Raw genomic sequence first — 20,968 nt, forward strand, 5'->3', positions numbered from 1 at the left:
ACTTCCTCCCTGAGTTTTTTAATGTCCGTCAGTAGTTCGGCGGATGGTATTTCTGCAGCCCTGCCGGTTCGGCGCTTGATCGGTTTTTGCGCCAGCTGCGCCATGCAAAAGCCAGCAGCAGCACACCGAGGCTCACCACTCCGAGACAGAGCGGCTTGCACTGTTCAGGGATGAATGCCATGGCGACGAGAATGCTGATCATGCCGAGAATCGCAAGCCACGTCAGGTAGGGGTAGCACCACATCTTGACGCGCAACGTGTGGCTTGTATTGGCTTCAAGGCGCGCGCGCAATCTCAGTTGCGACAGCGCGATCAACACATAGACGAAGATGGCCACCGTGCCATACGAATTGACGAGGAAGGCAAACACGGTATCGGGCGACAAGTAAGACATCACGACGGAGACGTAACCAAACAGCGTGCCCATCAGGATCGCGCGCACCGGCACACCGTGACGGTTGAGCTTCGCCAGGCCGGCGGGCGCATCGCCATGCCGGGTCAACGCGAACAACATCCGCGATGCCGCGTAGAGCCCCGAGTTGAGGGCCGATAGCACGGCGGTCAGTACGACCACATTCATCACGTTCGCAGCAGCGGGGATACCCATCGCATCTAGCGCGCTGACATAAGGCGTCGTCATCTGCGAAGAATTCCAGGGCACCAGCGCCACCACCACGAGAATCGAGCCGACATAGAACACCAGCACGCGCGTGATGACTGAATTGGTTGCCTTCGCCACGGCCTTGACCGGCTCCTTCGCTTCAGCCGCCGCAATCGTGACGATCTCTGCGCCGAAGTAAAACCCTGTCGCCGCGACGGCTCCGCTTAACACCGGCCCGATTCCGTTCGGCATCAGGCCGCCATGCGCCAGCAGTGTCGGCAGCACCTGCGTGGTATGCATCGACGCAGGCCACAAGCCCAGGATATACAGGCCACCGAGGAACAGAAAAACGATGATCGCGGCCACCTTGATCGAGGCGAACCAGAATTCAAATTCTCCGTAGCTTCCGACCGAAAACAGATTGGTTGCTGTCAGCAGGACCAGCAACGCCAGGCTGATGGCCCAGGCGGGGACATCGGGCAACCAGAACTGCACGAGTTTGGCGCCCGCCACGGCTTCTACTGCAACCACGATGACCCAGAAATACCAGTACATCCAGCCAGTGACGAAACCGGCCAACTCGCCGGGCCCTCGTTTGGTGGCGAATGCCAGGCGCGCGTACTCATAAAACGAGCCAACCGCAGGCATCGCGCACGCCATTTCGCCCAGCATGCGCATCACTAATACGACCAGGCCACCGGTTAGCAGAAATGACAGGACCGCAGCGGGGCCAGCTTGCTGAATCACCACACCACTGCCAACGAAAAGCCCTGCGCCGATCACTCCTCCCAACGCAATCATCGTCATATGACGTTGCTTGAGCCCCGCTTTCAGGCTGTTTTTTTCTATCGCTGGCCGCATGACGCCTCCGTATTTAAAGCAAACGTCGACTACGCACTTGGGTCATGCAGTGCCTAACCTGAAAGCCGGACGCTGTCTCGTGATTGATTGAGTAAGTAAGGACGCTGGTGCATCCCACTACGCAGTATTTTTTTAAGGTGCCGCTTTGCTCATGTGCGGCATGTGAGGCCGCATCAGTCGCTGACCGGACTGACCGGACGGCACTCAGGGCTTCATTCAGGGCTTTTCATCGCGCCTGAAATACAGCTGATAGAGCATGCGTTGGCCGATCCGGCGGAAGGGAGCGAACAGATGGCCCGGTAATGGCGAGGTGAAAATGGGCAGGGTCTGCCTGGCAGACTGGCCAGCAATCTGCTCGGCCAAACGACGGCCCGCCTGCTGCGAGTACGACACACCGTTGCCGCCATAGCCAAGCGCGTAATAGACCGTCTGCTTCGGGTCTGGCTGAAAAATGCGCGGCATCATGTCGTGCGAGACATCCACCCAGCCCCACCACGAGTAGTCAATCCGAATGCCGCGCAATGCGGGAAACTTGCGGCACATGCCTTCGAGCAGCAAATCGTAATGACGGGGGTTCGGCGCATCGGCACCCGTGATTGCACTGCGGCTGCCGATCTGCAGCCGGTTATCTGGCAGCAAGCGGTAATAGAAACGCAGGGTTCGCGTATCGGTGAGCACCTGTGTCGTGCGGAAATTGCATGCGGTGATTTCCTGTTGCGTGAGCGGGCGAGTCACCATTGAATTCGACAGGATCGGCATCACGCGGCTGGTCAATGAGGCATGCAGACCTGGTGCGGTATAGGCTCCCGTTGCAATGCCAACGGCACGTGCCCGCACGATCCCCCCGGGGGTATGAAGGTGATGAACCCCGTTGATGGTTTCCCAGCCAGTCACAGGGCTGCCTGGATGCACGCGCGCACCCGCTGCACGGGCAAGCCGTAAATAACCATGTGCGAGCTTTAGCGCATGAATGCCAATCCCTTCGGGTTCGTGAAGTGCCCCGGCGGCTTCTGCATCGTTGACGTATTCACGATGTAAGGTTTCCTGATCGATCAGCTCGGATGGGTAACCGAACACCTCCTTCCAGACTTTCGCTTCGGCGGCGAGCTTCTCCATCATGCGCGGCCGGTGCGCGATCAGAAAGTGGCCGCCTGGCTGCGCATCGCAATCTATCTCCGCTACCAGCGACTTGAAATGGTCGAAGCCTTCCTGAATCTCGTCATGCATTTTCAACGCGACATCTTTGCCCCACCGTTCAATCCACTGCGAGCGCGACAAGCGCCCTGAAGCGTTCTGCCCTTGCCCGCCATTGCGGCTGCTGCAGCCCCAACTGGTCTTGTTGGCTTCGAGTACCACGGCCTTGATGCCGTGCTCACGGGCGAGGCAGAGTGCTGCCGCGAGCCCGGTGTAGCCGCCCCCGATGATCGCCACATCAATGTCGAGATCTTTGGTCAGCGGCCCATCGTCGGGTGGCGCAACGCCTGCGGTGGCCACCCAGTACGTCGGCGCATATTGCTTGCCGTGGCCAGGGCCTGGCGAGGTCAACGGATCGTATTGCGGGTCGTAGCGGGTAGCATCCTTGCGCTCAACAGGCATGCCTTCGGTGATCCGGTCAATTGCGCTGTGCGCCATACGAAACTCCTCGTCAAGATTAAGAACTTGCCTCGGGTGTGCTGCGTTGAGGGGCGGCATGCTTGCAGAGTGTTGCTTTGTATTCCGATGTATTTGCTGTATTTGACGTATCTGCTACAGGGTATTGCCGGACGTTTTTATTCTTCAGTCATTGAACTATTGGGCGCATTGCTTTGGCGCGTTATTGGTTGCGCGCTTGACGAATTAACCCGGCACGCAACTGGCCGATATTTTTAGGCAAATTATTTCGTGGCCCTTATCGACGATATCTTGCGGAGATTGTAGGAAGACAATATGGCCAGCGGTAGGTCCAGTTGCTTGCTTTCGCTTGGTGCAAAGAGAGGAGGGGAGAGAGTGCAGAAGCGCGGTTGTAATCGCACTGTCATCGCATGGCTTTGAAGCTGTAACCAGATGGCTTTGGTGGTGCTTTGCTTTCGTTGTGATGGCACGCGCGATGCCGTGGCTTGGCTTGGCCGGATTGGTACGGAGTCGCGTCACCATGCGCGGAGCGGCCACACTGCATGCATGCGGATAGGCGGTCGCGCAATGAGCGAAGCGTTCGCATCGGCGCATGCCGTTAGGGTGCCAGGCGGCTGTCTGGCCGGATGCATGGCCCGGATGTTTGGTGGCACACTGGCCGGCCATTTGCGGTTAAATCCCCGGCTTCATTCAGGCTAACTGGCGGCCATGATTGCGCCTGAAGCCCGAGCGCGCTGTTTTATTCAAGGAGAGCAAGGTGAGCGTAACGTCCCGATGGATCGACATCCCCGCAGGCGATAGCAGTTTTGGTGGCTATCTGGCGCTGCCGAAAAGTGGCAAGGGGCCCGCCGTCGTCATCATCCAGGAAATTTTTGGCGTGAATAGCCACATTCGTGAGGTGGCGGAGCAGTACGCGCAAGACGGTTACGTCGCGCTGGCACCGGATATCTTCTGGCGCATCCAGCCTCGCGTTGAGCTGACGTATGCCGGTCTCGACCGCGACAAAGGCATCGAAATTCTGCAAAAAACCAATGTGGATCTGGCCGTGGCCGATATAGGTGCCACTGTGGCGGCGTTGCGTGCGATGCCGGAAGTGAGCGGCAAGATCGCCGCAATTGGCTATTGTTTTGGCGGGCGGCTGGCCTATCTGGCTGCCGCGCAAGGCTGGCTGGATGGTGCGGTGGCTTATTACGGTGGCGGCATTCAAAACCAGCTTGATGCCGCAGCCCGGATCAACGTGCCGATTCAGTTTCACTATGCCGAACTCGATGCAGGCATTCCGTTGTCGGCCGTGGGCCAGGTCAAAGAGCGTTTTACCGGCCACAGCGGCGCTGAATTTCATCTGTATCCCAATGCCGATCATGGCTTTAACTGCCCCGATCGCGCCTCGTATAACCAGGCCGCCGCAGCACTTGCGCATGGCCGCACGCTGACGTTCCTCGGCGAGCGGATGTAGTTTGACCCATGCCCTCTGCGTGCCGGTTGCGGCAACGAGGGCATTTTCCCGGCCAGGTTCGAAGAGCCGGGGCGATTGGTTCGATTAGGTTGGTTAGTTCGATTAGTTCGATCAGTTGCAGCTAGCGGCGGCAACCCGTGCTGGCAATGGGCCGGACGCCGTGCAGGCTGTGCTTGTCCGGTGTAGCACCAGGCCCCTCACGGTTTCATTTAATTCACCCAGTCAAACGAAAGGCGCATTTGCCATGCAATCCGATTACCTCGCCTGCGATGCCATGCGTCTTGCTGAGCTTGTGCGCAAGCGCGAACTGAGTGCCCGGGAACTGCTCGATACCGCCATCGCGCGCGCGGAAGCAGCGAACCCGGCGATCAATGCGCTAGTGCTTAAAGACTACGACGCGGCGCGTCAACGGGCCTCGCTGGTAGATCAACATGGCGCTGACAGCGGGCCTCTGAGCGGAGTGCCGTATCTGGTCAAGGATCTTGGCGCGGCGGTTGCGGGGCTGCGGATGTCGATGGGCAGCCGTCACTATCGCCACTTTGTCCCGGCTGAAGATGCGCCGGTGATTGCGCTGTCAAAGGCCGCTGGGCTCAATATTTTTGGCAAAACCAGCACTTCTGAGCTGGGCCAGATGCCCTATACAGAACCGGAATTATTTGGCCCCTGCCGTAACCCATGGAGCCTCGATCACACGCCGGGTGGTTCCAGCGGTGGTGCTGCGGCAGCCGTTGCCGCAGGGGTCGTGCCGCTGGCGCATGCGTCTGATGGCGGCGGCTCGATCCGTATTCCGGCTTCGTGCTGTGGCTTGTTTGGCCTGAAGCCATCGCGTGGGCGGCAACCTGCTGCGGCGATATCGTTTCCCGGTGAACTGGGTGTCGATCACGCCATTTCGCGCAGCGTGCGCGATAGCGCGTTGCTGCTCGATCTGACTTCGGGTCATGCCGGTTTGCCGCCTGGCGCACCAGGGACATTTCTCGCCGCAGTCAGCGAGCCCTGCAAACCGCTGCATATCGCTTACGTCACTGATCCCATGCTGGCGCTCGAGCTATCTGACGATACGCTGGCGGCGCTGGAAGATGCTGCGCAGCTTGCCGCTTCGCTTGGACATCATGTCGAGCCGGTTTCGCTGGGGATAGATTTCGCGCAGGTTCGGCACGCGTTTTTGACGCTTTGGTCGGTTGCAGCCGAAAGCCTGGTGTTGAACGCCGAGCAGATGACAGGCAACAAGCCTGAGCGCTCGGAGTTTGAGATTGAAACCTGGGTGATGGCGCAGATTGGCCGCAAGCTGGGCGCACGCGCGTTGCCTGAAGCGCTGGCGGAGCAGCAGCGCGTATCGGCCAGGCTGACTGATTGGCTGACCCGTTACGACGTGATCCTGTGTGCCACGCTGGCCGCGCCGCCGATCAAGATCGGCGAGATGCTGCCGAGCCAGGCAGAGCGGATGCAGATGCGGGCGGCTAGCGCGGTGCCGCTTGAGCCGCTACTGAAAAAGCTCTTGGAAGAAGCTTCTAACAAGGCTTTTGCGTGGGCTGGTTGCACGGAGGTATTCAATCTGAGCGGGCAACCGGCGATGTCGGTTCCGCTTTACTGGAACGCTCGCAATTTACCGGTGGGGGTGCAGTTCGCCGGGCGTCATGGCGACGAAGCTACGTTATTCAGGCTGGCGGCTCAGCTTGAAGCGGCGCGCCCGTGGTTTGAGCGCCGTCCGCCGCTGGCACCAGCTCGTGCTTGATTTTTCAGCTGGGTTTTTCTGATTGGTTCTTTTGACTGCGGGCCAATGCGCGGCGCAGTGCCGGACCTGGCTCGCATGTAACAGCAGCCCGTTAAAGACACACGCGGTGTACGAGGCCATCACCTCGTACACCGCGTGCAGCACCGCAGCGTGCCTTGCCTTGCTTTCTCGCCCGTGTGCTTTTTTCAGGGCGCTGTCACGCCCTGGGAACATCGTTCAGGTTGGCTGACGCTGGGCATCCAGATCCACATGCCGCTGTGCCGGAATGCAGGCGATGGCCACTAGCGACAAGGCCAGCCCCGCCATCACGTAATACGTCGGCGCAAGCGGCGAGCCGGTGGTTTTGATGAGCCACGTGACGATAAACGGCCCAAAACCGCCAAACAGCATCACGGCCATGTTGTACGCCAGCGAAAGCCCGGTGGAGCGCACATTGGCGGGAAACAGCTCCGCGAGCATCGCACCAAACGGCCCGTAGTAACCCGATAACGTGACTGACAAAGTGGCTTGCACGATGATGAGCCGCGTGATGCTGGGCTCAGCCGCGAGCCATGAAAACAGCGGATAGATCAGCACCAGCGAGAGCCCGAGCGACCACAGCGACAAGCCTTTGCGCCCGATCTTGTCCGACCATGCGCCAGCCAGTGGTGACAGCACCGTCAGTAGCGTGTTGCCCACAATCAAGGCGTAAAACGACTCGGCATAAGGCAGTTTGAGCTGCTTCACGGCGAAGGTCGGCAGGTAGCTGATGAACACATACACCGTTGCGGTGAGGGCGATGACAGCACCAAGACCGCAAAAAATTTCCCGCGTGTGGTCTTTGAACACTTCACGCAGCGTGACGCGGCGCGCAGTTTGTTTGGCGTGCAGAAACGCTTCGGAATCCCGCAGATGACGGCGGATATAAATACCGATTGGGCCGATCAGCAGACCAAGAATGAACGGGACACGCCAGCCCCATGATTTCAGCGCTTCTGGCGACAGGCCACGCGAAATGGCCGCTCCCACGAGCGCGCCGATCAGCAGTGCTGCCGCTTGGCTGGCCATTTGCCAGCTGCCGTAAAAGCCGCGTCTGGAAAACGGAGCGGCTTCAATGAGCAGCGCGGTTGAGCTGCCGAATTCGCCCCCTGCGGAGAACCCTTGCAACAACCGGCCCACCACGATGATGATTGGCGCGCCGATACCAATCGCCGAATAGGGCGGGGCAATGGCGAGCAGCAAAATACCGAGCGTCATCAAGCCCATCACCAGCGTGAGTGCCGCCTTACGTCCGGCGCGATCGGCATAAAGCCCGAGCACGATGCCGCCAATTGGGCGCATAAAAAACGCCACGCCGAAACTAGCCGTAGCGAGAAGCAGCGAGGAATAGTCGCTGCTGGTTGGAAAGAACAAATCGGCAATGACGACAGTCATGAAACCGAAAACGGTGAAGTCATACCATTCGAGCGCATTGCCGACGACGGCGGCCGCTACAGCTCGGGTGTTGAGATTTTTTGACGCCGGTGCCATCAATGTCTCCAGCCTGTGGATTGAGTATTTTTTGTATCGGCCATGTTCCTTTTGAATGCTTTCGGGAGGAAACCGGCCAATGCAAAACGCATGGCGAGTGTAGAGAGCCTCGCCATGGCTTTCAAGCGCTGACAAATAAAAAAAGCGCTTGCCGTTGTTCGCGGCAAGCGCCTTATTGAGGTGGCTGGAAGCACAGGCCACGTCTGGAGTTGTCTGACGCCCTGCGCGCAGCTTATCTCTAATTAGGGTAGGGCGTTGAGGATTTAAATTGAGTCCGTTTTAAGCTCGCTAACACAACCCGGACATTTGAGCGATGCCCGCCGTATCTTGGCGGTATGGCAAGACGAAAGTTATGGGTAGGACTCTAAATCGCCTCGCTACTCAAATTGGGGGGAGGTCACGGGACATCGCAAACACTTCATTGCATCTCAGATCATTGACTTCCGCCGCACCAGAACCACAGGCCACTCAGACGCTCACACTATCTAAATCCCCCAACGACACGCCCCATCAAGTCGATGCCGTTTTCGAACATCCGCGCGAAAAACGGAATCATGTTGGGCGTCATCAACTGGATCAGCAGCATCCCGACCAGCATCGTCAGCGGAAAGCCGATCTGGAAGATGCCGATTTGCGGCGCGGCGCGATTCAGGATGCCCAGCGCCAGATTGGCGATCAGCAACGCTGTGACCACCGGTAGCGCCAGCAATAATCCCACCGAGAAAATCGATCCGCCTGCGGCTGCCAGCGTACGCCAGCCTGCGGCTCCGAGCAGGTCAGCCGATACCGGCACTGACTGAAACGACGCCAGCAACGCGCTAATCAACTGCAAATGGCCATCCATGGCGAGGAACGCTAGCAACCCGATGGTGTGTAGATAGCGCGAGAGCACCGCGCTTGAGCCGTTCGCCTGAGGGTCGAAAAAAGTGGCGAAGCCGAGCCCCATGCCGAGCCCGATGATTTCACCGGCTGCTTCAATCGCGGCGAACACCAGGTGCATCGCAAAGCCCATCGCCGCGCCCAGCAGAAACTGGTTCAGCAGAATCCACACGCCATCAGCGGAAAACACGGTCACGGCGGGCAAGGGCCCGAGTGTGGGCGCGACGATCAGCGTGGTAAAGGCCGCGAGGCCGATTTTGATGCGCGTCGGTACGGAACGATGGCCCAGCAGTGGGGCCGTGCCGATCAGCGCCAGCAGCCGCACGAAGGGCCAGAGAAAAGCGCTGATCCATGCATTGAGCTGGGCGTAAGTGACGGAGAACATCGTGTGCGCGGTTTAGTGCGCGAGCGCGGGCACGCTCGTGAACATATGACGCATGTAATCGAGCATGGTCGTGAGCATCCACGGTCCAGCGATCACCATAGTCACGGCCAGTGCCAGCAGCTTGGGAATAAATGAGAGCGTGGTTTCGTTGATCTGCGTTGCTGCCTGAAACAGGCTCACCACCAGCCCGACCACCAGCGCTACCAGCAATAACGGTGCGGCCAGCAGCAAGGCGATATACATCGCCTCGTGCGCCAGGGTCATCACGCTTTCAGGGGTCATCTGGGCCGTCGCTACACAAAGCTCTGCGCTAGCGAGCCAATCAGCAACTGCCAGCCATCTACCAGCACAAACAGCATCAGCTTGAATGGCAGGGCGATGGTGGAGGGCGAAACCATCATCATCCCCATCGACATCAACACGCTCGCCACCACCATGTCGATGATCAGAAACGGAATGAAGATCGTGAAGCCGATCTGGAAGCCGGTTTTCAACTCGCTAGTGATAAAGGCGGGCACTAGCAGCGATAGCGGCACATCTTCCGGCCCCTGCATCGGCGCGGCGTGTGCGATGCCCGCGAACAGCGCTAGATCGGACTCGCGGGTTTGCCGCAGCATGAAACTCTTGAATGGCGCGACGCCTTTGTCGAAGGCCTGCTCCATCGTCAGCGTGCCTTCAGAGAACGGCTTGTAGCCGTCGGTATAGGCCTTGTTCAACACCGGTGACATCACGAAGAACGTCAGAAACATCGTCAGCCCGACCATCACCTGGTTAGGTGGCGTGGTGGCGGTGCCGAGCGCCTGGCGCAGCAACGACAGCACGATGATGATGCGCGTGAAGCTGGTCATCATCAGCATCATCGCGGGCAGAAACGACAGCATCGTGAGCAGCAGCATCGTCTGCACGCTCAGCGAGTAAGTTGTGCCGCCGTTAGGCCCTGGGCTCGCGTTGAAGGCGGGCATGCCAGCGACTTGCGCCATGGCCAGCGCAGGCAGGAGCAGTGCTGATACGCATGCCAGACCTAGCGTCAAACCCCGCGTCAGCGCTGTTTTGCGTGCGCCGCGTGAGATTGAGCTGCCGCAGCGCGGCGAAACGCGCGCCCAAGTGCTGTGCATTTACTTGTCTCCGCCCGAACGTGAAGTGAAGCGTTTGCCGATTTCGCTTTTGAGCGCATCGCGGAAGCGCTGGCCATATGCGCTGGTTAGCGGGTCAGGGGCAGGGGAGCCGGTGTCATCGCTGGCAGGCAGCGGCGTATCGGGGAAATCCGCTGGCAGCGTATGCAGCAGCCGCACGTTGCCGGGTGCGACGCCCAGCACCAGCCAGGTTTCGCCGATCTCGATGACGGCGACGCGCTCTTTGCCACCGAGCGAAGTATTGGCGATGGTTTTCAGAATGCGGCCGCGTGGCGTTGGCTTGTAGCCGAGCCGCCGGGCCAGCCAGGCCGCGCCAAACAGCACGCCGATCATGATCGCCAGCGCGGTGATGGTTTGAAAGATCGTGCCCATCCCCACCGCTGGCACGGCGGTGCCCATGCCCATCCCTGCGCTTGTATTAGAGGCGAAGGTGGCGGCGGAGGCCGCCGATGCGGAGTGATTGAGCGCGTTCATGTCAGCCGCGTGCGCGAGCGAAGGGGTGAGTGCAGTGGTGATTGAGGCGGTGACGGTGGTTGTGGCTAGCGTGACGCTTAGCGTGGTGTTCACCAGAGGCAGCCAGGCACGCGCCACGAACCAGCCCGAAACAGCCAGGCGGTGGTGGCGCAGCGCATCACGCATGGAACGACTACGGCAATTGAGGCGGGTCAGGAGACGTGTCATCGGTTTAGTTTTCGGATGCGTTCGGAAGGCGTGATGATATCGGTCAGCCGGATGCCGAACTTGTCGTTCACCACGACGACCTCGCCTTGCGCAATCAGGCAGCCATTCACCAGCACATCCATCGGCTCGCCCGCGAGGCCGTCAAGCTCCACCACTGAGCCTTGCGCGAGTTGCAGCAAGTTGCGAATGGCGATCTTGGTGCGCCCCAGTTCGACCGTCATCTGCACTGGGATGTCCAGGATCATGTCGATGTCGTTGCGGGCACCGGACGCGGCGACTTTGGATAACGGCTGGAACACTCCTGCCGCTGAAGGATTCACTTCAGCGCCGTTGTTTTGTTCCGCCAGCGCGCTGGCCCAGTCGTCGCTGGCCGGGCTTACTGGCTCCGCGGTCGTTGCTGTAGCAGGGTCGTCCTGCAGTTCTGGGGCAGGGAAGGCGATGTCCGGCCCGGTATTCAGTTCACTCATATCCACCTTCCTTGATGGTGTCTGCTGCGCTAATCATCTTCTGCACCCGTAGCGCGTATTGCCCGTTAAAAATGCCGTAGCCGCATTCCATGACCGGCACGCCATCCACTTTCGCCACGATGTGTTCGGCGATATCGACGGGCAGCACATCGCCCACCTGCATGTTCAAAATCTGGTCGAAGGTCGCGGGGATATGCGCCAGATCAGCGGTGAGTTCCACTTCGGCGGCCTGCACTTGCTGCGACAGCACGCGCACCCAGCGCCGGTCCACATCCACCGCTTCGCCCTGAAGCGGTGAGGACAGCACATCGCGGATCGGTTCAATCATTGAGTACGGCATGCAGATATGCAGCGTGCCGCCGGTCGAGCCGAATTCAATCGAGAACTGCGTGACGATCACGATCTCGTTGGGCGTGGCGACATTGGCGAACTGCGTGTGCATCTCTGAGCGCATGAATTCGAACTGCAACGGCCGCACGCTTTTCCATGCTGCGGTGTAGTGCTCGAACACCAGGTTCAGCAGCTTGCTGATGATGCGTTGCTCGGTCAGCGTGAAGTCGCGCCCTTCGACCCGCGTATGAAAACGCCCATCGCCGCCAAACAGGTTGTCGACCACGAAAAACACCAGATCTGGATCGAACACGAACAGCGAGGTGCCGCGTAATGGCTTCACATGGACCAGATTCAGATTGGTCGGGATCGGCAGGTTGCGGGTGAATTCGCTGTACTTCTGGACCTTTACCACGCCGACGGAAATCTCCGCCGTGCGCCGCATGAAGTTGAAGATGCCCAGACGAAACAAGCGCGCGAAGCGGTCGTTGATGATTTCGAGGCCAGGCATCCGGCCGCGCACGATGCGCTCTTGCGTCGCCAGGTTGTACGGGCGCACGCCGGGTTTTTCAGCGGATTCGCTGTGCGTCTCGCTGTCGCCGATGACTCCTTTGAGCAGGGCATCGACCTCTTCCTGAGACATGAATTCTTCGTGGGCCACTCCGGCTCCTCGTGCGTCCCTTGCGGGGTTGATGGCTCGCGTTGGCGAGCAGTGGCTTACTGCACCACGAATTCGGTGAACAGCACTTCGTCAACACGGGCGGGCTTGGTACCGGCCTCTGTTGGCTGGGCAATCAGGGTGGCGAGTTCTTTGGCGAGCGCGCGTTTGCCTTCTAGTGGCGAGAGCGCATCTGGGTGCTGATTCGATAGCGCCAGCAGGATGCGGCTGCGAATTTCAGGCATACGCTCAGTCAGTTGCGTCTGGGTTTCGACATCGCGCAGTTTGAGCGTCAGGCCGATACGCAGATAGTGCGGCTGGCCATCGTCGGTTTGCAGATTCACGGTCATCGGATCTAGCGGGAAAAACACCGGTAGCGGCGGCGGGAGTTTGACCGCGGGCTGCGCTGAAGTGGCCTGACGCTGATCCATGAAGTACCAGACGCCGGCGGCTGTCCCCGCCAGCAGCAAGACGATCAGAAGCAGCACGAGAAGAAGCCGGGCGCGACGCCGGGGCAGCGGCTTGGCGATGGCGGGCTGGTCTGCGGTGGTGGTGGCCATAGGGGCTTGCTTGTCGGAATACGGATAGGGTGCATTGTTGGCGCAACCCGGCACGCGCGATGGGTGGAAAAGAAGGCAGATTTGCGGCTATCTCGCCGCTTGACGGGTTGGATGGGGTGGGGATCTGGCTGGCGGGGGCTGGATGAGCGGTCCGTCGGTGCCGGTGGTGCGATGCGTGGGGTGAGCCGGCTTTTTCTGTGAAACGCGCGTGCGAGTTGATGGCACCGCCAACGGCTTTGCGGGCTCAGCCTGTCCTTCAGCATGACGGGCACCGCGCGCGCCACACAACATGAGCCCCGTTCAGCTCACGCTTGATGCCTCATTCCATTCCACGCCACCCCGCTGCGCTATTGCAGACTCAAACAAACGTATCAACCAGGCCCCGCTTGCGTGGCGTGGCCACGGTCGTGATACCACCCGTGACGCCATCGTCGAAGCCGCCGCCATGGCCGCCGTGTGCTTGCTGGCCGCTGCTCCAGCCTTCACGTGCTTGCTGGCCGCTATCGCGGGCAAAGCCATCGCTGACGCTGGCGCTGCCCAGCCCAAGGCCACCCGCTTCCATCGCTTCACGCAAGCGAGGCAGCGCGGCTTCAATCGCTTCGCGCACTTGCGGATGCTGTGAGACGAACAGCGCATGTGCGTGATTGCCGCTGACCTGGAGCGTCACCTGAAGCTGGCCTAGCTCGCGTGGATTCAGCGTCAGTTCAGCGCTTTGCTGGTGTGCATTCGATAAAAACACGACTTTCTGGCTGAGGGCTTCGTCCCAGTCCGGCGTGCCGACCGGCGGTGCGAGGGCCGGGCTCGAAGCGGTGTTGGCGTTTTGGTAAGCCGCTGTGGCGCTGCCCGCGCCAAGTGGCGGTGCGAGCAGAACATTGTCTGCGTGGGCTTCGGCCGGGCTGGTTTCCTGCAGCAGGCTGGCGGCGCTGTGCTGCGTCGCGGCGAGCGTGGCCGGTGCTGGCGTGGCGCTCACCGTGACTGCGGCAGCAGCGGCGGCTGCTGCGTTCGCTGTGGCGCTGCCGTGGTTGTTATGCAGTGCGTCGACGGCGGAGCGTGGGCTGGCCGATGTGTTGTTTAGCGTGCCGTTTGACGGGCCATCCAAAACATCGTTGCCGGAGGTCAGCGCTGGGTTCGCCGCGCCGTTGTCTGCGGCGAGATCGGCGCTGCTAGCAAGGCCGTTGCCTTGTATCAGCGCATCGGTCGCGCCGGTACTGGCCGCGTCAGGCGCGGGGCTCGGCGCGATAAGCGCGTTCTGGCTCGCCGCTAGCGCGGCGAGGGCGGCTTGCATGGCCTCGGCGGAAGTCGTGGCGCTTGGGTTCGTGGCTGAGGTAGACGCAGTGGCCGCAGTAGTCGCGGTGGTGGTGCCGGCCAGTGTGCTGCCATCGGCGGCGGCCGCTGCGGCGGCTTCAGCCAGGGCCCGGGCAAGATCGTCCGCGCTCAGCACTTGGGCGCTCGCGTCAGCGTCGGCTTCGGCGGCGGCTTTGGCTTTCGCGGCAGCTTGTGCTTCGGCTTGCGCTTGTGCCGCTGCCGCTGCGGTGGTTGCAGCGGTTTCAGCACCGGGTGTGGCGGGTGTGGCGGGTTTGGCGTCGCTTTGTCCGCTCGCAGACTCCGTTTCTGCTTTGGCGGCAGCGCTGCTGTCTTTGGCTTTGCCGTTGTTTTTGCTGCTCGCTTTGCTGCCGTCGGCGCGGGCCGCATCCGCTGCGCTGCGGTCGTTATTCGTAATCGCATGCACCCCGCCGCTCTGCGCGTCGAGATTGGCTTGCAGCGTTTGCGCAAACGACAGCGCGCCAGCATCGGTGGCTTTGGCCGATGCGCTGGTGGTTTTCGGCGAATCAGTCAGCGCCTGCATGAACGAAAGAGGTGACATCGCAAGTCCTGTCAGCAAAGCAGTGAGAAAAAGTCAGCGTGTTTCAGCGGTTGCTACGTGATACGTGAGACGTGTTGCATTAGCTGGCGTCAGATCCAGACCTGAAGTCAGGATTCGTTGGGGTGGCTGCGGAAAATGCGCGCCGCGTGTTCGTCGGCGTCGCGTTGTTCGCGGCGGTTTTCCCGCACCGCGAGCGCTGCTTCGCCGCGTGCCTCCAGCACTTCATACGAGCCCAGCTTTTGTTTGCGCTGCTGCCATTCCGGCTGGGCCTGCGCCACCCGTCCGCTGGCGGCGCTGAGTTGTCCGCGTTGCAGGCTGATGGCGTGGTCGAGGGTGTCGATGAACGCCTGAAAATTGCGCATCTGGCCTGCGGCCATGCCGGTTTGCGCGCTCTGCGTAAAACGCGCGTGATATTCGTCGCGGTACTGCACCAGCGCATCGAGCTGGGTTTGCGCTTCACCACGTTCGCGCTGGGCTCGGCCTAGTTTCTGGGCGGCGGCTTCCACCTCGTCCTGGGCCAGCCCGATTAGCGTTTTGAGCGGAGCGTGCTGCGTCATCGTCAGCCTCCTGGTGTGAACAGCGCATCGAGTGCGGCGAGGCTGGCGTCGAACCCGGCACTTTCACGGAAACCTTGCTGCAAAAACGCCTCGATCCGGGGGTAGAGCGCGATGGCGCGGTCCAGCAACGCATCGCGTCCGCTGGCGTAAGCACCGACGTTGATCAGGTCGCGGTTGCGCTGGTAGCGCGACAGCATCTGCTTGAACATCCGGGTCCGCTCAAGATGCGCGTCGTCGATCAGTGCAGTCATGGCCCGGCTGATCGACGCTTCGATGTCGATGGCCGGGTAGTGGCCCGCTTCGGCCAATGCGCGCGACAGCACGATATGCCCGTCGAGGATCGCGCGGGCCGCATCGGCAATCGGATCTTGCTGGTCATCGCCTTCGGTCAGCACCGTATAAAACGCGGTGATTGAGCCGCCCCCAGCGCAGCCATTGCCCGTGCGTTCCACCAGCGCGGGCAGACGGGCGAAGACCGATGGCGGATAGCCTTTGGTCGCGGGCGGCTCACCTACCGCGAGGGCGATTTCGCGCTGTGCCATCGCATAGCGCGTGAGCGAATCCATCAGCAGCAGCACATGTTTGCCCTGGTCGCGGAAATACTCCGCTAACGAGGTCGCGTAGGCCGCGCCCTGCATCCGCAGCAACGGCGACACGTCGGCTGGCGCAGCCACCACCACGGAGCGCGCGAGCCCTTCGGCACCGAGAATCTGTTCGATGAATTCCTTGACCTCGCGGCCCCGCTCGCCAATCAGGCCAATCACGATGACTTCGGCGCTGGTGTAGCGCGCCATGGTGCCAAGCAACACCGATTTGCCGACCCCCGAACCTGCGAACAAACCCATGCGCTGGCCCCGGCCAACGGTCAGTAAGGCGTTGATTGCGCGCACGCCGACGTCCAGCACTTGATGGATCGGCTCACGGTGCAGTGGATTGATGGAGGGCGCGCTGAGTGGCGCGTCGAGATCAGTGGCCAGCGCGCCGAGGCCGTCGAGCGGCCGCCCGGACGCATCCAGCACGCGCCCGAGCAAGCCCCAGCCAACCGGCAGGCGCTTGGCCCCGGCGTTGGGATCTGCGACGGGCGCGTTTTCACGCGGCCAGACGCGGGCTCCTGGCAGCAGACCGGCGACTTCGGTCGTCGGCATTAAAAACAGACGATCCCCAGCAAAGCCCACGACTTCAGCTTCGGCTGTGGCGCGGGTGCCGCCTGGGGGCAACTCGATTACGACTTCCACGCCAACTGCCAGGCGCAAGCCGACCGCTTCGAGCACCAGCCCCGCCGCACGCGTCAGGCGGCCGCAGGCGCGCAACGGACGGGCGATGGCGCTGCGCTGGCGCAACGCGTCAAGCTGCGCGCACCAGGCTTCGGTATGGCGATTGGGCGCGGTGGCGGCGGGTGTGGTGGCGAATGCGCTGGGCGGGGTGAAGGTGCCTGATGCATCGAATGCATCAGGCACCTCGGCTGCGTTAGCCGAACCAGCCAAGTTAGTCATGCCGAATGACGCCAGCGCCAGTTCCCGTTCGAGTGGCGTGAGATCGCTGGCGTAGATTTCTTCGAGCGTCACCATGTGCTGAGTTTTCCCAGAGCGGCCGCGACGCGCTCCCAGCGCGTGCCAATGCCCGCATCCACTTCGCCGCTGGTGGCGCTGGCGCGGCAGCCGCCGCGCTCTACCGTGGGGTCGGTGCGCACGCTCCAGCCGCGCGTTTGCAGCTCGCCGAGCAAATACGATTCGATCACCGGCAGCTCTGCGGGATTGACCACCAGATGCGGTGCGCCGCTCAATGCAGGCTCAGCCGCGAGCACTTCGCGTGCCGCCGCCAGCAGCGCGGTGGGATCGTGCTGCACGTGCTGGCGCACCACTTGCTGGGCGATATCGAGCGCCAGTGCGCAGAGTGTCTGTGCCACCTCGTTCTGCAAGTGACCGAGGGCGTCGTTAAACGTCTGCGCTAGCGCCGTCAGTTGCGCGGCTTCTGCGCGCGCTGCAGCCATGCCTTGTTCATAGCCCTGGGCCTGGCCTTGCTCGAAGCCGGCCTGATAGCCCTGCGCCTGGCCCGCCACATGCCCTGCTGCGACGCCTTGTGTATGGGCCTGATCGCGCAGCCGCTGCAATTCCCGTTCGAACACCAGCGGATCTTCCACCACCGGCGGCGCGGGATCGAATGACGCCATCTCCCAGCGCTGATACGCCGTCAGGCCAGCACCGCTGGTGGGGGCACGTTCAGACATAAGCGTCCTCGGCCTTGCCGCCGATCACGATCTGGCCGCTTTCCGCCAAGTCGCGGGCGATTTGCACGATGACCCGCTGTTGCGCTTCGACGTCTGCCACCCGCACCGGGCCGCGCGTATCGAGATCTTCCGCGAGCAGTTCGGCGGCGCGTTGCGACATGTTCGACAGAAACTTTTGCCGCAGCGCAGCGGGCGCGCCCTTCAGCGCGACGATCAACGCTTCCGAATCGACTTCCTTCAGCAGCAACTGAATGCCGCGATCTTCGATGTCCAGCAGGTTTTCGAACACGAACATCTGGTCGATGATTTTTTGCGCCAGGTCGGCGTCGTACTGCCGCACGTTTTCCAGCACGCTTTCTTCGTGATTGCCAGGCATGAAGTTGAGAATTTCGGCGGCAGTGCGGATGCCGCCCATCGGGCTGCGCTTGAGGTTGTCGCTGCCGGATAGCAAGCCGGTCAGCACGTCGTCGAGTTCGCGCAGGGCGGCGGGCTGAATCCCGTCGAGCGTGGCGATGCGTAGCAGCACGTCGTTGCGCAGGCGCTCGGTGAGGCAGGCGGCGATCTCAGAGGCTTGATCGCGGTCCAGGTGCACGAGGATGGTGGCGATGATCTGCGGATGCTCGTTCTTGATGAGCTCCGACACCGCCGCCGAATCCATCCACTTCAGCCCTTCGATGCCGCTGGTGTCGCTGCCTTGCAAGATGCGGTCAATCACGGCCCCGGCTTTGTCTTCGCCTAGCGCCTTGGTCAGCACGGTGCGGATGTAATCGCTGGAATCGAGCGACAACGCCGTGTGCTGCTCCGCTTCCTTGACGAACTCGTGCAGCACGCTGTCCACCTGCTCGCGCGTGACATTCTTCAGCGCCGCCATGGCCACGCCGATTTTCTGCACTTCACGCGGCCCAAGAAAACGAAACACCTGGGCAGCCTCTTCCTCGCCGATCGACATCAGCAGGAGTGCACTCTTCATTACGCCTTCAGCGTTCATCGGACACCCAGTTCTTGACGACAGTGGCTACGATCTTCGGATCTTGACGGGCGATAGTGCGGGCGTATTCCAGGTTCCGCTCGAACTTGAGCTTCTCGCTCTCGAACGACAGCAACGAGGTGTTGATGCCATCGTCGTCGCCTGCACCGGTGCCGCCCGCTCCGGCGAGCGCCGGGGGTTTGGGCGGCAGGCCGTCCAGTTGTAGCGCGTCGTCCGGTGACGGCAACGCGGCGCTTGGCACCGGGGCCGGGAAGGCCCGGCGCAACGCAGGTTTGAGCACGGCCAGGTAGAGGAACAGTGCGACTGCTCCGATCCCGGCGTAAGTCGCTATCTGGCGTGCCAGCCCGAGCACGTCAGGCTGACGCCACCATGGCAGCTCGACGCTGTTATCCACTTCAGCGCTGAAGGCGCTGTTCACCACGTTCACCGAATCGCCGCGCTTGGCGTCGTAGCCCATCGCGTCTTTCACCAGCTGCTGGATTTGCGCCAGCTTGTCGGCGCTAAGCGGCTGGAGCGTCGCGTGGCCCTTGGCATCCACATGGCGCTGAAAATTCACCACCACGGCCGCCGACAGCCGTTTGATGCCACCCATCGGTTGCTCGATATGGCGCACGGTTTTATCGAGTTCGTAATTGGTGGTGGAGTCTTTGCGCTCGCTGATCGGCACCAGTGGCGGCGTGTTGGGGCTCGCGCCGCTGGCCGCGTCGATGGGCGCTGAAGCGGGTTGCGGTGGCTGGTTCGACAGCGCGCCCGGCACGCCCGAAGCGGAGCTCCGGCCTTGCTCCGTGGCATTGCTCGATTGCAGGCTGCGCACTGCCGCCTGTTGCTGGTTGCCGTTGGGCGCGTAGGTTTCGGCGGTTTGTTCGAGGCGGGAAAAGTCGATGTCGGCGCTGACTTGCGAGCGCGCATTGCCCGCGCCGAACAACGGCGCGAGGATCGCGTCGATGCGCTGCTGGGTATTGCGCTCGATTTGCTGCACGTATTTCAGCTGGCTGGCATCGAGCCCATTCGGGCTGGCCGCCTGGGTCAGCAGGTTGCCATCCTGATCGACGATGGTCACGTTGCGCACCGGCATATTCGCCACGGCCGCCGACACCATGTGCGTGATCGCCACCACCTGGCCCTCATCAAGCGTGCGGCCCGGATACAGGTTGACCATCACCGAAGCCGATGGCGCTTCACGCTCACGCACGAACACCGATGGCTTGGGCAGCGCCAGATGAACCCGCGCGGAACGCACCGTGGAAATGGATTCGATCGTGCGGCTCAGTTCGCCTTCGAGTGAGCGCTGGTAATTAATCTGCTCGGCAAACTGGCTGATGCCGAATTTCTGGTTATCCATCAACTCGAAGCCGACCGAGCCGTTTTTGGGCAAGCCTTGAGCGGCGAGACGCAGACGCATTTCATGCACTTGATCGGCAGGCACCAGGATCGCGCCACCCGCATCGCTGAATTTGTACGGCAAATTGGCCTGCTGTAGCGCGGCAACGATGGCTCCGCCATCGGCATCCGACACGTTGCTGTACAGCACGCGGTAATCGGGTGCGCGCGACCACAGCACGAGCGCCACGAGCACCGCGACGCAGAACGCCGCCGCCAGGATCAGCGGCGTGCGCGGATTGCCGCGCATCGGCGTGAGCGACGACAGGCGCTGCGAGAAACCACCCGCGAAACCAGCGCCGGAGGCGGCCCCCATGTCCGCTGCGTTGCCGCCAGACGGATTGGTGAGGCCCATGCGGGCCTCGGGGGTGACAAGCGGGTTAGCGGATGAATCCATGCGGCGGGTCTCTCTGGAATACCTTGGGTACGGCGGCGGCTAAGCACTGAGCGGATGGTGCGAGAGGCGGCACACATCGGCGCAGGCTGCCACGCTGGCGATTATCCGCAGCCACGGCCGCGCCGATCAGTCGAACAGAAGCCGGTTTTCCCTCTACTTTCGGGGCTTTGAGGTGTGCCGCGTTGTTATGCTTTCTGCGGCTGGCGGCTATGCCCAGCCGTTTTTGACCGAGATCCCAGGAGAGACCATGACCGTACCCATTGACGCCCTTTCATCTGGCCTGGCGCAAATCCGCTCAATGGCGGCAGAGGCGGCCGGTGGTGCGGGCGCGGCGCGGGATGGCGCATCCGGTGCGGCAGAGTCAAGCGGCTTCGCCTCGATGCTGAAGGCCTCGCTGGAGAAAATCAGCGGCGACCAGCAAGCGGCGACCAGCCAGGCTAAAGCCTTTGAACTGGGTGCGCCGAATGTGTCGCTGAATGACGTGATGGTGGATATGCAAAAAGCCGGGATTGGCTTCCAGTTTGGCTTGCAGGTCAGAAACAAGCTGGTTTCCGCTTACAACGAAATGATGCAAATGAGCGTTTGAATCAGTGCCTGTCCCGGCATCTGCCGGGTTTTAGGCCAGCGGGTTTGCCTTCGGCGATGGAACGTTTGGGGCCAGTGTGGTTACTTAAGAGGTTCGTATTTACATC

The 20,968-nt window shown here is 61.5% G+C and carries 19 protein-coding genes; 3 read left to right on the forward strand and 16 right to left on the reverse strand.

The genetic code is table 11. The features are described from left to right. Nucleotides 1-28: 28 nt before the first annotated feature. Nucleotides 29-1,462: an amino acid permease gene (locus GH656_RS01810; RefSeq protein WP_153074322.1), complete on the reverse strand. Its 1,434-nt coding sequence runs from the start codon at nucleotides 1,460-1,462 to the stop codon at nucleotides 29-31. A 216-nt stretch (nucleotides 1,463-1,678) separates the two neighbouring features. Then, nucleotides 1,679-3,094 carry an NAD(P)/FAD-dependent oxidoreductase gene (locus tag GH656_RS01815; protein WP_153074323.1) on the reverse strand — a complete coding sequence of 472 codons (1,416 nt, stop codon included), beginning with the start codon at nucleotides 3,092-3,094 and terminating at the stop codon, nucleotides 1,679-1,681. A gap of 736 nt (nucleotides 3,095-3,830) precedes the next feature. Here GH656_RS01815 and GH656_RS01820 point away from each other — a divergent pair. Together GH656_RS01820 and GH656_RS01825 are read left to right on the forward strand one after the other, a co-directional pair. Further along, nucleotides 3,831-4,529, forward strand: a complete 699-nt coding sequence (locus GH656_RS01820; protein WP_153074324.1) for a dienelactone hydrolase family protein — start codon at nucleotides 3,831-3,833, stop codon at nucleotides 4,527-4,529. A 244-nt stretch (nucleotides 4,530-4,773) separates the two neighbouring features. Beyond that, nucleotides 4,774-6,261, forward strand: a complete 1,488-nt coding sequence (locus GH656_RS01825) for an amidase (RefSeq protein ID WP_153074325.1) — start codon at nucleotides 4,774-4,776, stop codon at nucleotides 6,259-6,261. Nucleotides 6,262-6,477: 216 nt separating this feature from the next. Here GH656_RS01825 and GH656_RS01830 read toward each other — a convergent pair whose 3' ends face one another. The 14 genes from GH656_RS01830 to fliF all read right to left on the reverse strand — a co-directional run bounded on the left by GH656_RS01830 (nucleotide 6,478) and on the right by fliF (nucleotide 20,276). Next, nucleotides 6,478-7,770, reverse strand: coding sequence for an MFS transporter (locus tag GH656_RS01830; protein ID WP_153074326.1), 1,293 nt, complete (start codon nucleotides 7,768-7,770; stop codon nucleotides 6,478-6,480). 481 nt (nucleotides 7,771-8,251) lie between these two features. Further along, nucleotides 8,252-9,034 carry a flagellar biosynthetic protein FliR gene (gene fliR, locus GH656_RS01835; RefSeq protein ID WP_153074327.1) on the reverse strand — a complete coding sequence of 261 codons (783 nt, stop codon included), beginning with the start codon at nucleotides 9,032-9,034 and terminating at the stop codon, nucleotides 8,252-8,254. 12 nt (nucleotides 9,035-9,046) lie between these two features. Further along, nucleotides 9,047-9,316 carry a flagellar biosynthesis protein FliQ gene (fliQ, locus tag GH656_RS01840; protein WP_153074328.1) on the reverse strand — a complete coding sequence of 90 codons (270 nt, stop codon included), beginning with the start codon at nucleotides 9,314-9,316 and terminating at the stop codon, nucleotides 9,047-9,049. A gap of 11 nt (nucleotides 9,317-9,327) precedes the next feature. After that, the gene (fliP, locus tag GH656_RS01845) at nucleotides 9,328-10,149 is read right to left on the reverse strand and encodes a flagellar type III secretion system pore protein FliP (RefSeq protein WP_281349631.1); all 822 of its coding nucleotides are present in this window, start codon (nucleotides 10,147-10,149) and stop codon (nucleotides 9,328-9,330) included. Beyond that, complete coding sequence (gene fliO, locus GH656_RS01850; RefSeq protein WP_246184181.1) at nucleotides 10,150-10,848, reverse strand: flagellar biosynthetic protein FliO; 699 nt, start codon at nucleotides 10,846-10,848, stop codon at nucleotides 10,150-10,152. Next, nucleotides 10,845-11,315, reverse strand: a complete 471-nt coding sequence (gene fliN / locus GH656_RS01855) for a flagellar motor switch protein FliN (protein WP_153074329.1) — start codon at nucleotides 11,313-11,315, stop codon at nucleotides 10,845-10,847. Before fliN ends, fliO begins: the two co-directional genes overlap by 4 nt. Then, nucleotides 11,308-12,306, reverse strand: coding sequence for a flagellar motor switch protein FliM (gene fliM / locus GH656_RS01860; protein ID WP_153074330.1), 999 nt, complete (start codon nucleotides 12,304-12,306; stop codon nucleotides 11,308-11,310). Before fliM ends, fliN begins: the two co-directional genes overlap by 8 nt. Before the next feature lie 56 nt (nucleotides 12,307-12,362). After that, a complete protein-coding gene (fliL, locus tag GH656_RS01865) occupies nucleotides 12,363-12,863 on the reverse strand; it encodes a flagellar basal body-associated protein FliL (protein ID WP_153074331.1) in 501 nt (166 codons plus the stop codon). Nucleotides 12,864-13,221: 358 nt separating this feature from the next. Beyond that, nucleotides 13,222-14,727 (reverse strand): flagellar hook-length control protein FliK, encoded by a 1,506-nt coding sequence (locus GH656_RS01870; RefSeq protein ID WP_153074332.1) that lies wholly within the window; start codon nucleotides 14,725-14,727, stop codon nucleotides 13,222-13,224. 107 nt (nucleotides 14,728-14,834) lie between these two features. Then, entirely contained in the window at nucleotides 14,835-15,284 is a 450-nt protein-coding gene (gene fliJ / locus GH656_RS01875) for a flagellar export protein FliJ (RefSeq protein ID WP_153074333.1), read from the reverse strand. 2 nt (nucleotides 15,285-15,286) lie between these two features. After that, nucleotides 15,287-16,852, reverse strand: coding sequence for a flagellar protein export ATPase FliI (gene fliI, locus GH656_RS01880; RefSeq protein WP_153074334.1), 1,566 nt, complete (start codon nucleotides 16,850-16,852; stop codon nucleotides 15,287-15,289). Further along, complete coding sequence (fliH, locus tag GH656_RS01885) at nucleotides 16,846-17,511, reverse strand: flagellar assembly protein FliH (protein WP_153074335.1); 666 nt, start codon at nucleotides 17,509-17,511, stop codon at nucleotides 16,846-16,848. Before fliH ends, fliI begins: the two co-directional genes overlap by 7 nt. Then, nucleotides 17,504-18,499, reverse strand: a complete 996-nt coding sequence (fliG, locus tag GH656_RS01890) for a flagellar motor switch protein FliG (RefSeq protein ID WP_153074336.1) — start codon at nucleotides 18,497-18,499, stop codon at nucleotides 17,504-17,506. The genes fliH and fliG overlap by 8 nt, the downstream gene beginning before the upstream one ends. After that, the gene (gene fliF / locus GH656_RS01895; RefSeq protein ID WP_153074337.1) at nucleotides 18,489-20,276 is read right to left on the reverse strand and encodes a flagellar basal-body MS-ring/collar protein FliF; all 1,788 of its coding nucleotides are present in this window, start codon (nucleotides 20,274-20,276) and stop codon (nucleotides 18,489-18,491) included. The genes fliG and fliF overlap by 11 nt, the downstream gene beginning before the upstream one ends. Before the next feature lie 247 nt (nucleotides 20,277-20,523). Between fliF and fliE the strand changes: the two genes are divergently transcribed. After that, nucleotides 20,524-20,862 carry a flagellar hook-basal body complex protein FliE gene (gene fliE, locus GH656_RS01900; RefSeq protein ID WP_153074338.1) on the forward strand — a complete coding sequence of 113 codons (339 nt, stop codon included), beginning with the start codon at nucleotides 20,524-20,526 and terminating at the stop codon, nucleotides 20,860-20,862. Nucleotides 20,863-20,968: the final 106 nt, after the last annotated feature.

This window comes from Paraburkholderia bonniea (assembly GCF_009455625.1).
GTDB lineage: Bacteria > Pseudomonadota > Gammaproteobacteria > Burkholderiales > Burkholderiaceae > Paraburkholderia > Paraburkholderia bonniea.

Coding starts and splice junctions, on each gene's coding strand:
- GH656_RS01810 (WP_153074322.1), bottom strand. CDS start 1,462: ATGCGGCCAGCGATAGAAAAAAACAGCCTGAAAGCGGGGCTCAAGCAA.
- GH656_RS01815 (WP_153074323.1), bottom strand. CDS start 3,094: ATGGCGCACAGCGCAATTGACCGGATCACCGAAGGCATGCCTGTTGAG.
- GH656_RS01825 (WP_153074325.1), top strand. CDS start 4,774: ATGCAATCCGATTACCTCGCCTGCGATGCCATGCGTCTTGCTGAGCTT.
- GH656_RS01830 (WP_153074326.1), bottom strand. CDS start 7,770: ATGGCACCGGCGTCAAAAAATCTCAACACCCGAGCTGTAGCGGCCGCC.
- fliR (WP_153074327.1), bottom strand. CDS start 9,034: ATGTTCTCCGTCACTTACGCCCAGCTCAATGCATGGATCAGCGCTTTT.
- fliQ (WP_153074328.1), bottom strand. CDS start 9,316: ATGACCCCTGAAAGCGTGATGACCCTGGCGCACGAGGCGATGTATATC.
- fliP (WP_281349631.1), bottom strand. CDS start 10,149: ATGCACAGCACTTGGGCGCGCGTTTCGCCGCGCTGCGGCAGCTCAATC.
- fliO (WP_246184181.1), bottom strand. CDS start 10,848: ATGACACGTCTCCTGACCCGCCTCAATTGCCGTAGTCGTTCCATGCGT.
- fliN (WP_153074329.1), bottom strand. CDS start 11,315: ATGAGTGAACTGAATACCGGGCCGGACATCGCCTTCCCTGCCCCAGAA.
- fliL (WP_153074331.1), bottom strand. CDS start 12,863: ATGGCCACCACCACCGCAGACCAGCCCGCCATCGCCAAGCCGCTGCCC.
- GH656_RS01870 (WP_153074332.1), bottom strand. CDS start 14,727: ATGTCACCTCTTTCGTTCATGCAGGCGCTGACTGATTCGCCGAAAACC.
- fliJ (WP_153074333.1), bottom strand. CDS start 15,284: ATGACGCAGCACGCTCCGCTCAAAACGCTAATCGGGCTGGCCCAGGAC.
- fliI (WP_153074334.1), bottom strand. CDS start 16,852: ATGGTGACGCTCGAAGAAATCTACGCCAGCGATCTCACGCCACTCGAA.
- fliH (WP_153074335.1), bottom strand. CDS start 17,511: ATGTCTGAACGTGCCCCCACCAGCGGTGCTGGCCTGACGGCGTATCAG.
- fliG (WP_153074336.1), bottom strand. CDS start 18,499: ATGAACGCTGAAGGCGTAATGAAGAGTGCACTCCTGCTGATGTCGATC.
- fliF (WP_153074337.1), bottom strand. CDS start 20,276: ATGGATTCATCCGCTAACCCGCTTGTCACCCCCGAGGCCCGCATGGGC.
- fliE (WP_153074338.1), top strand. CDS start 20,524: ATGACCGTACCCATTGACGCCCTTTCATCTGGCCTGGCGCAAATCCGC.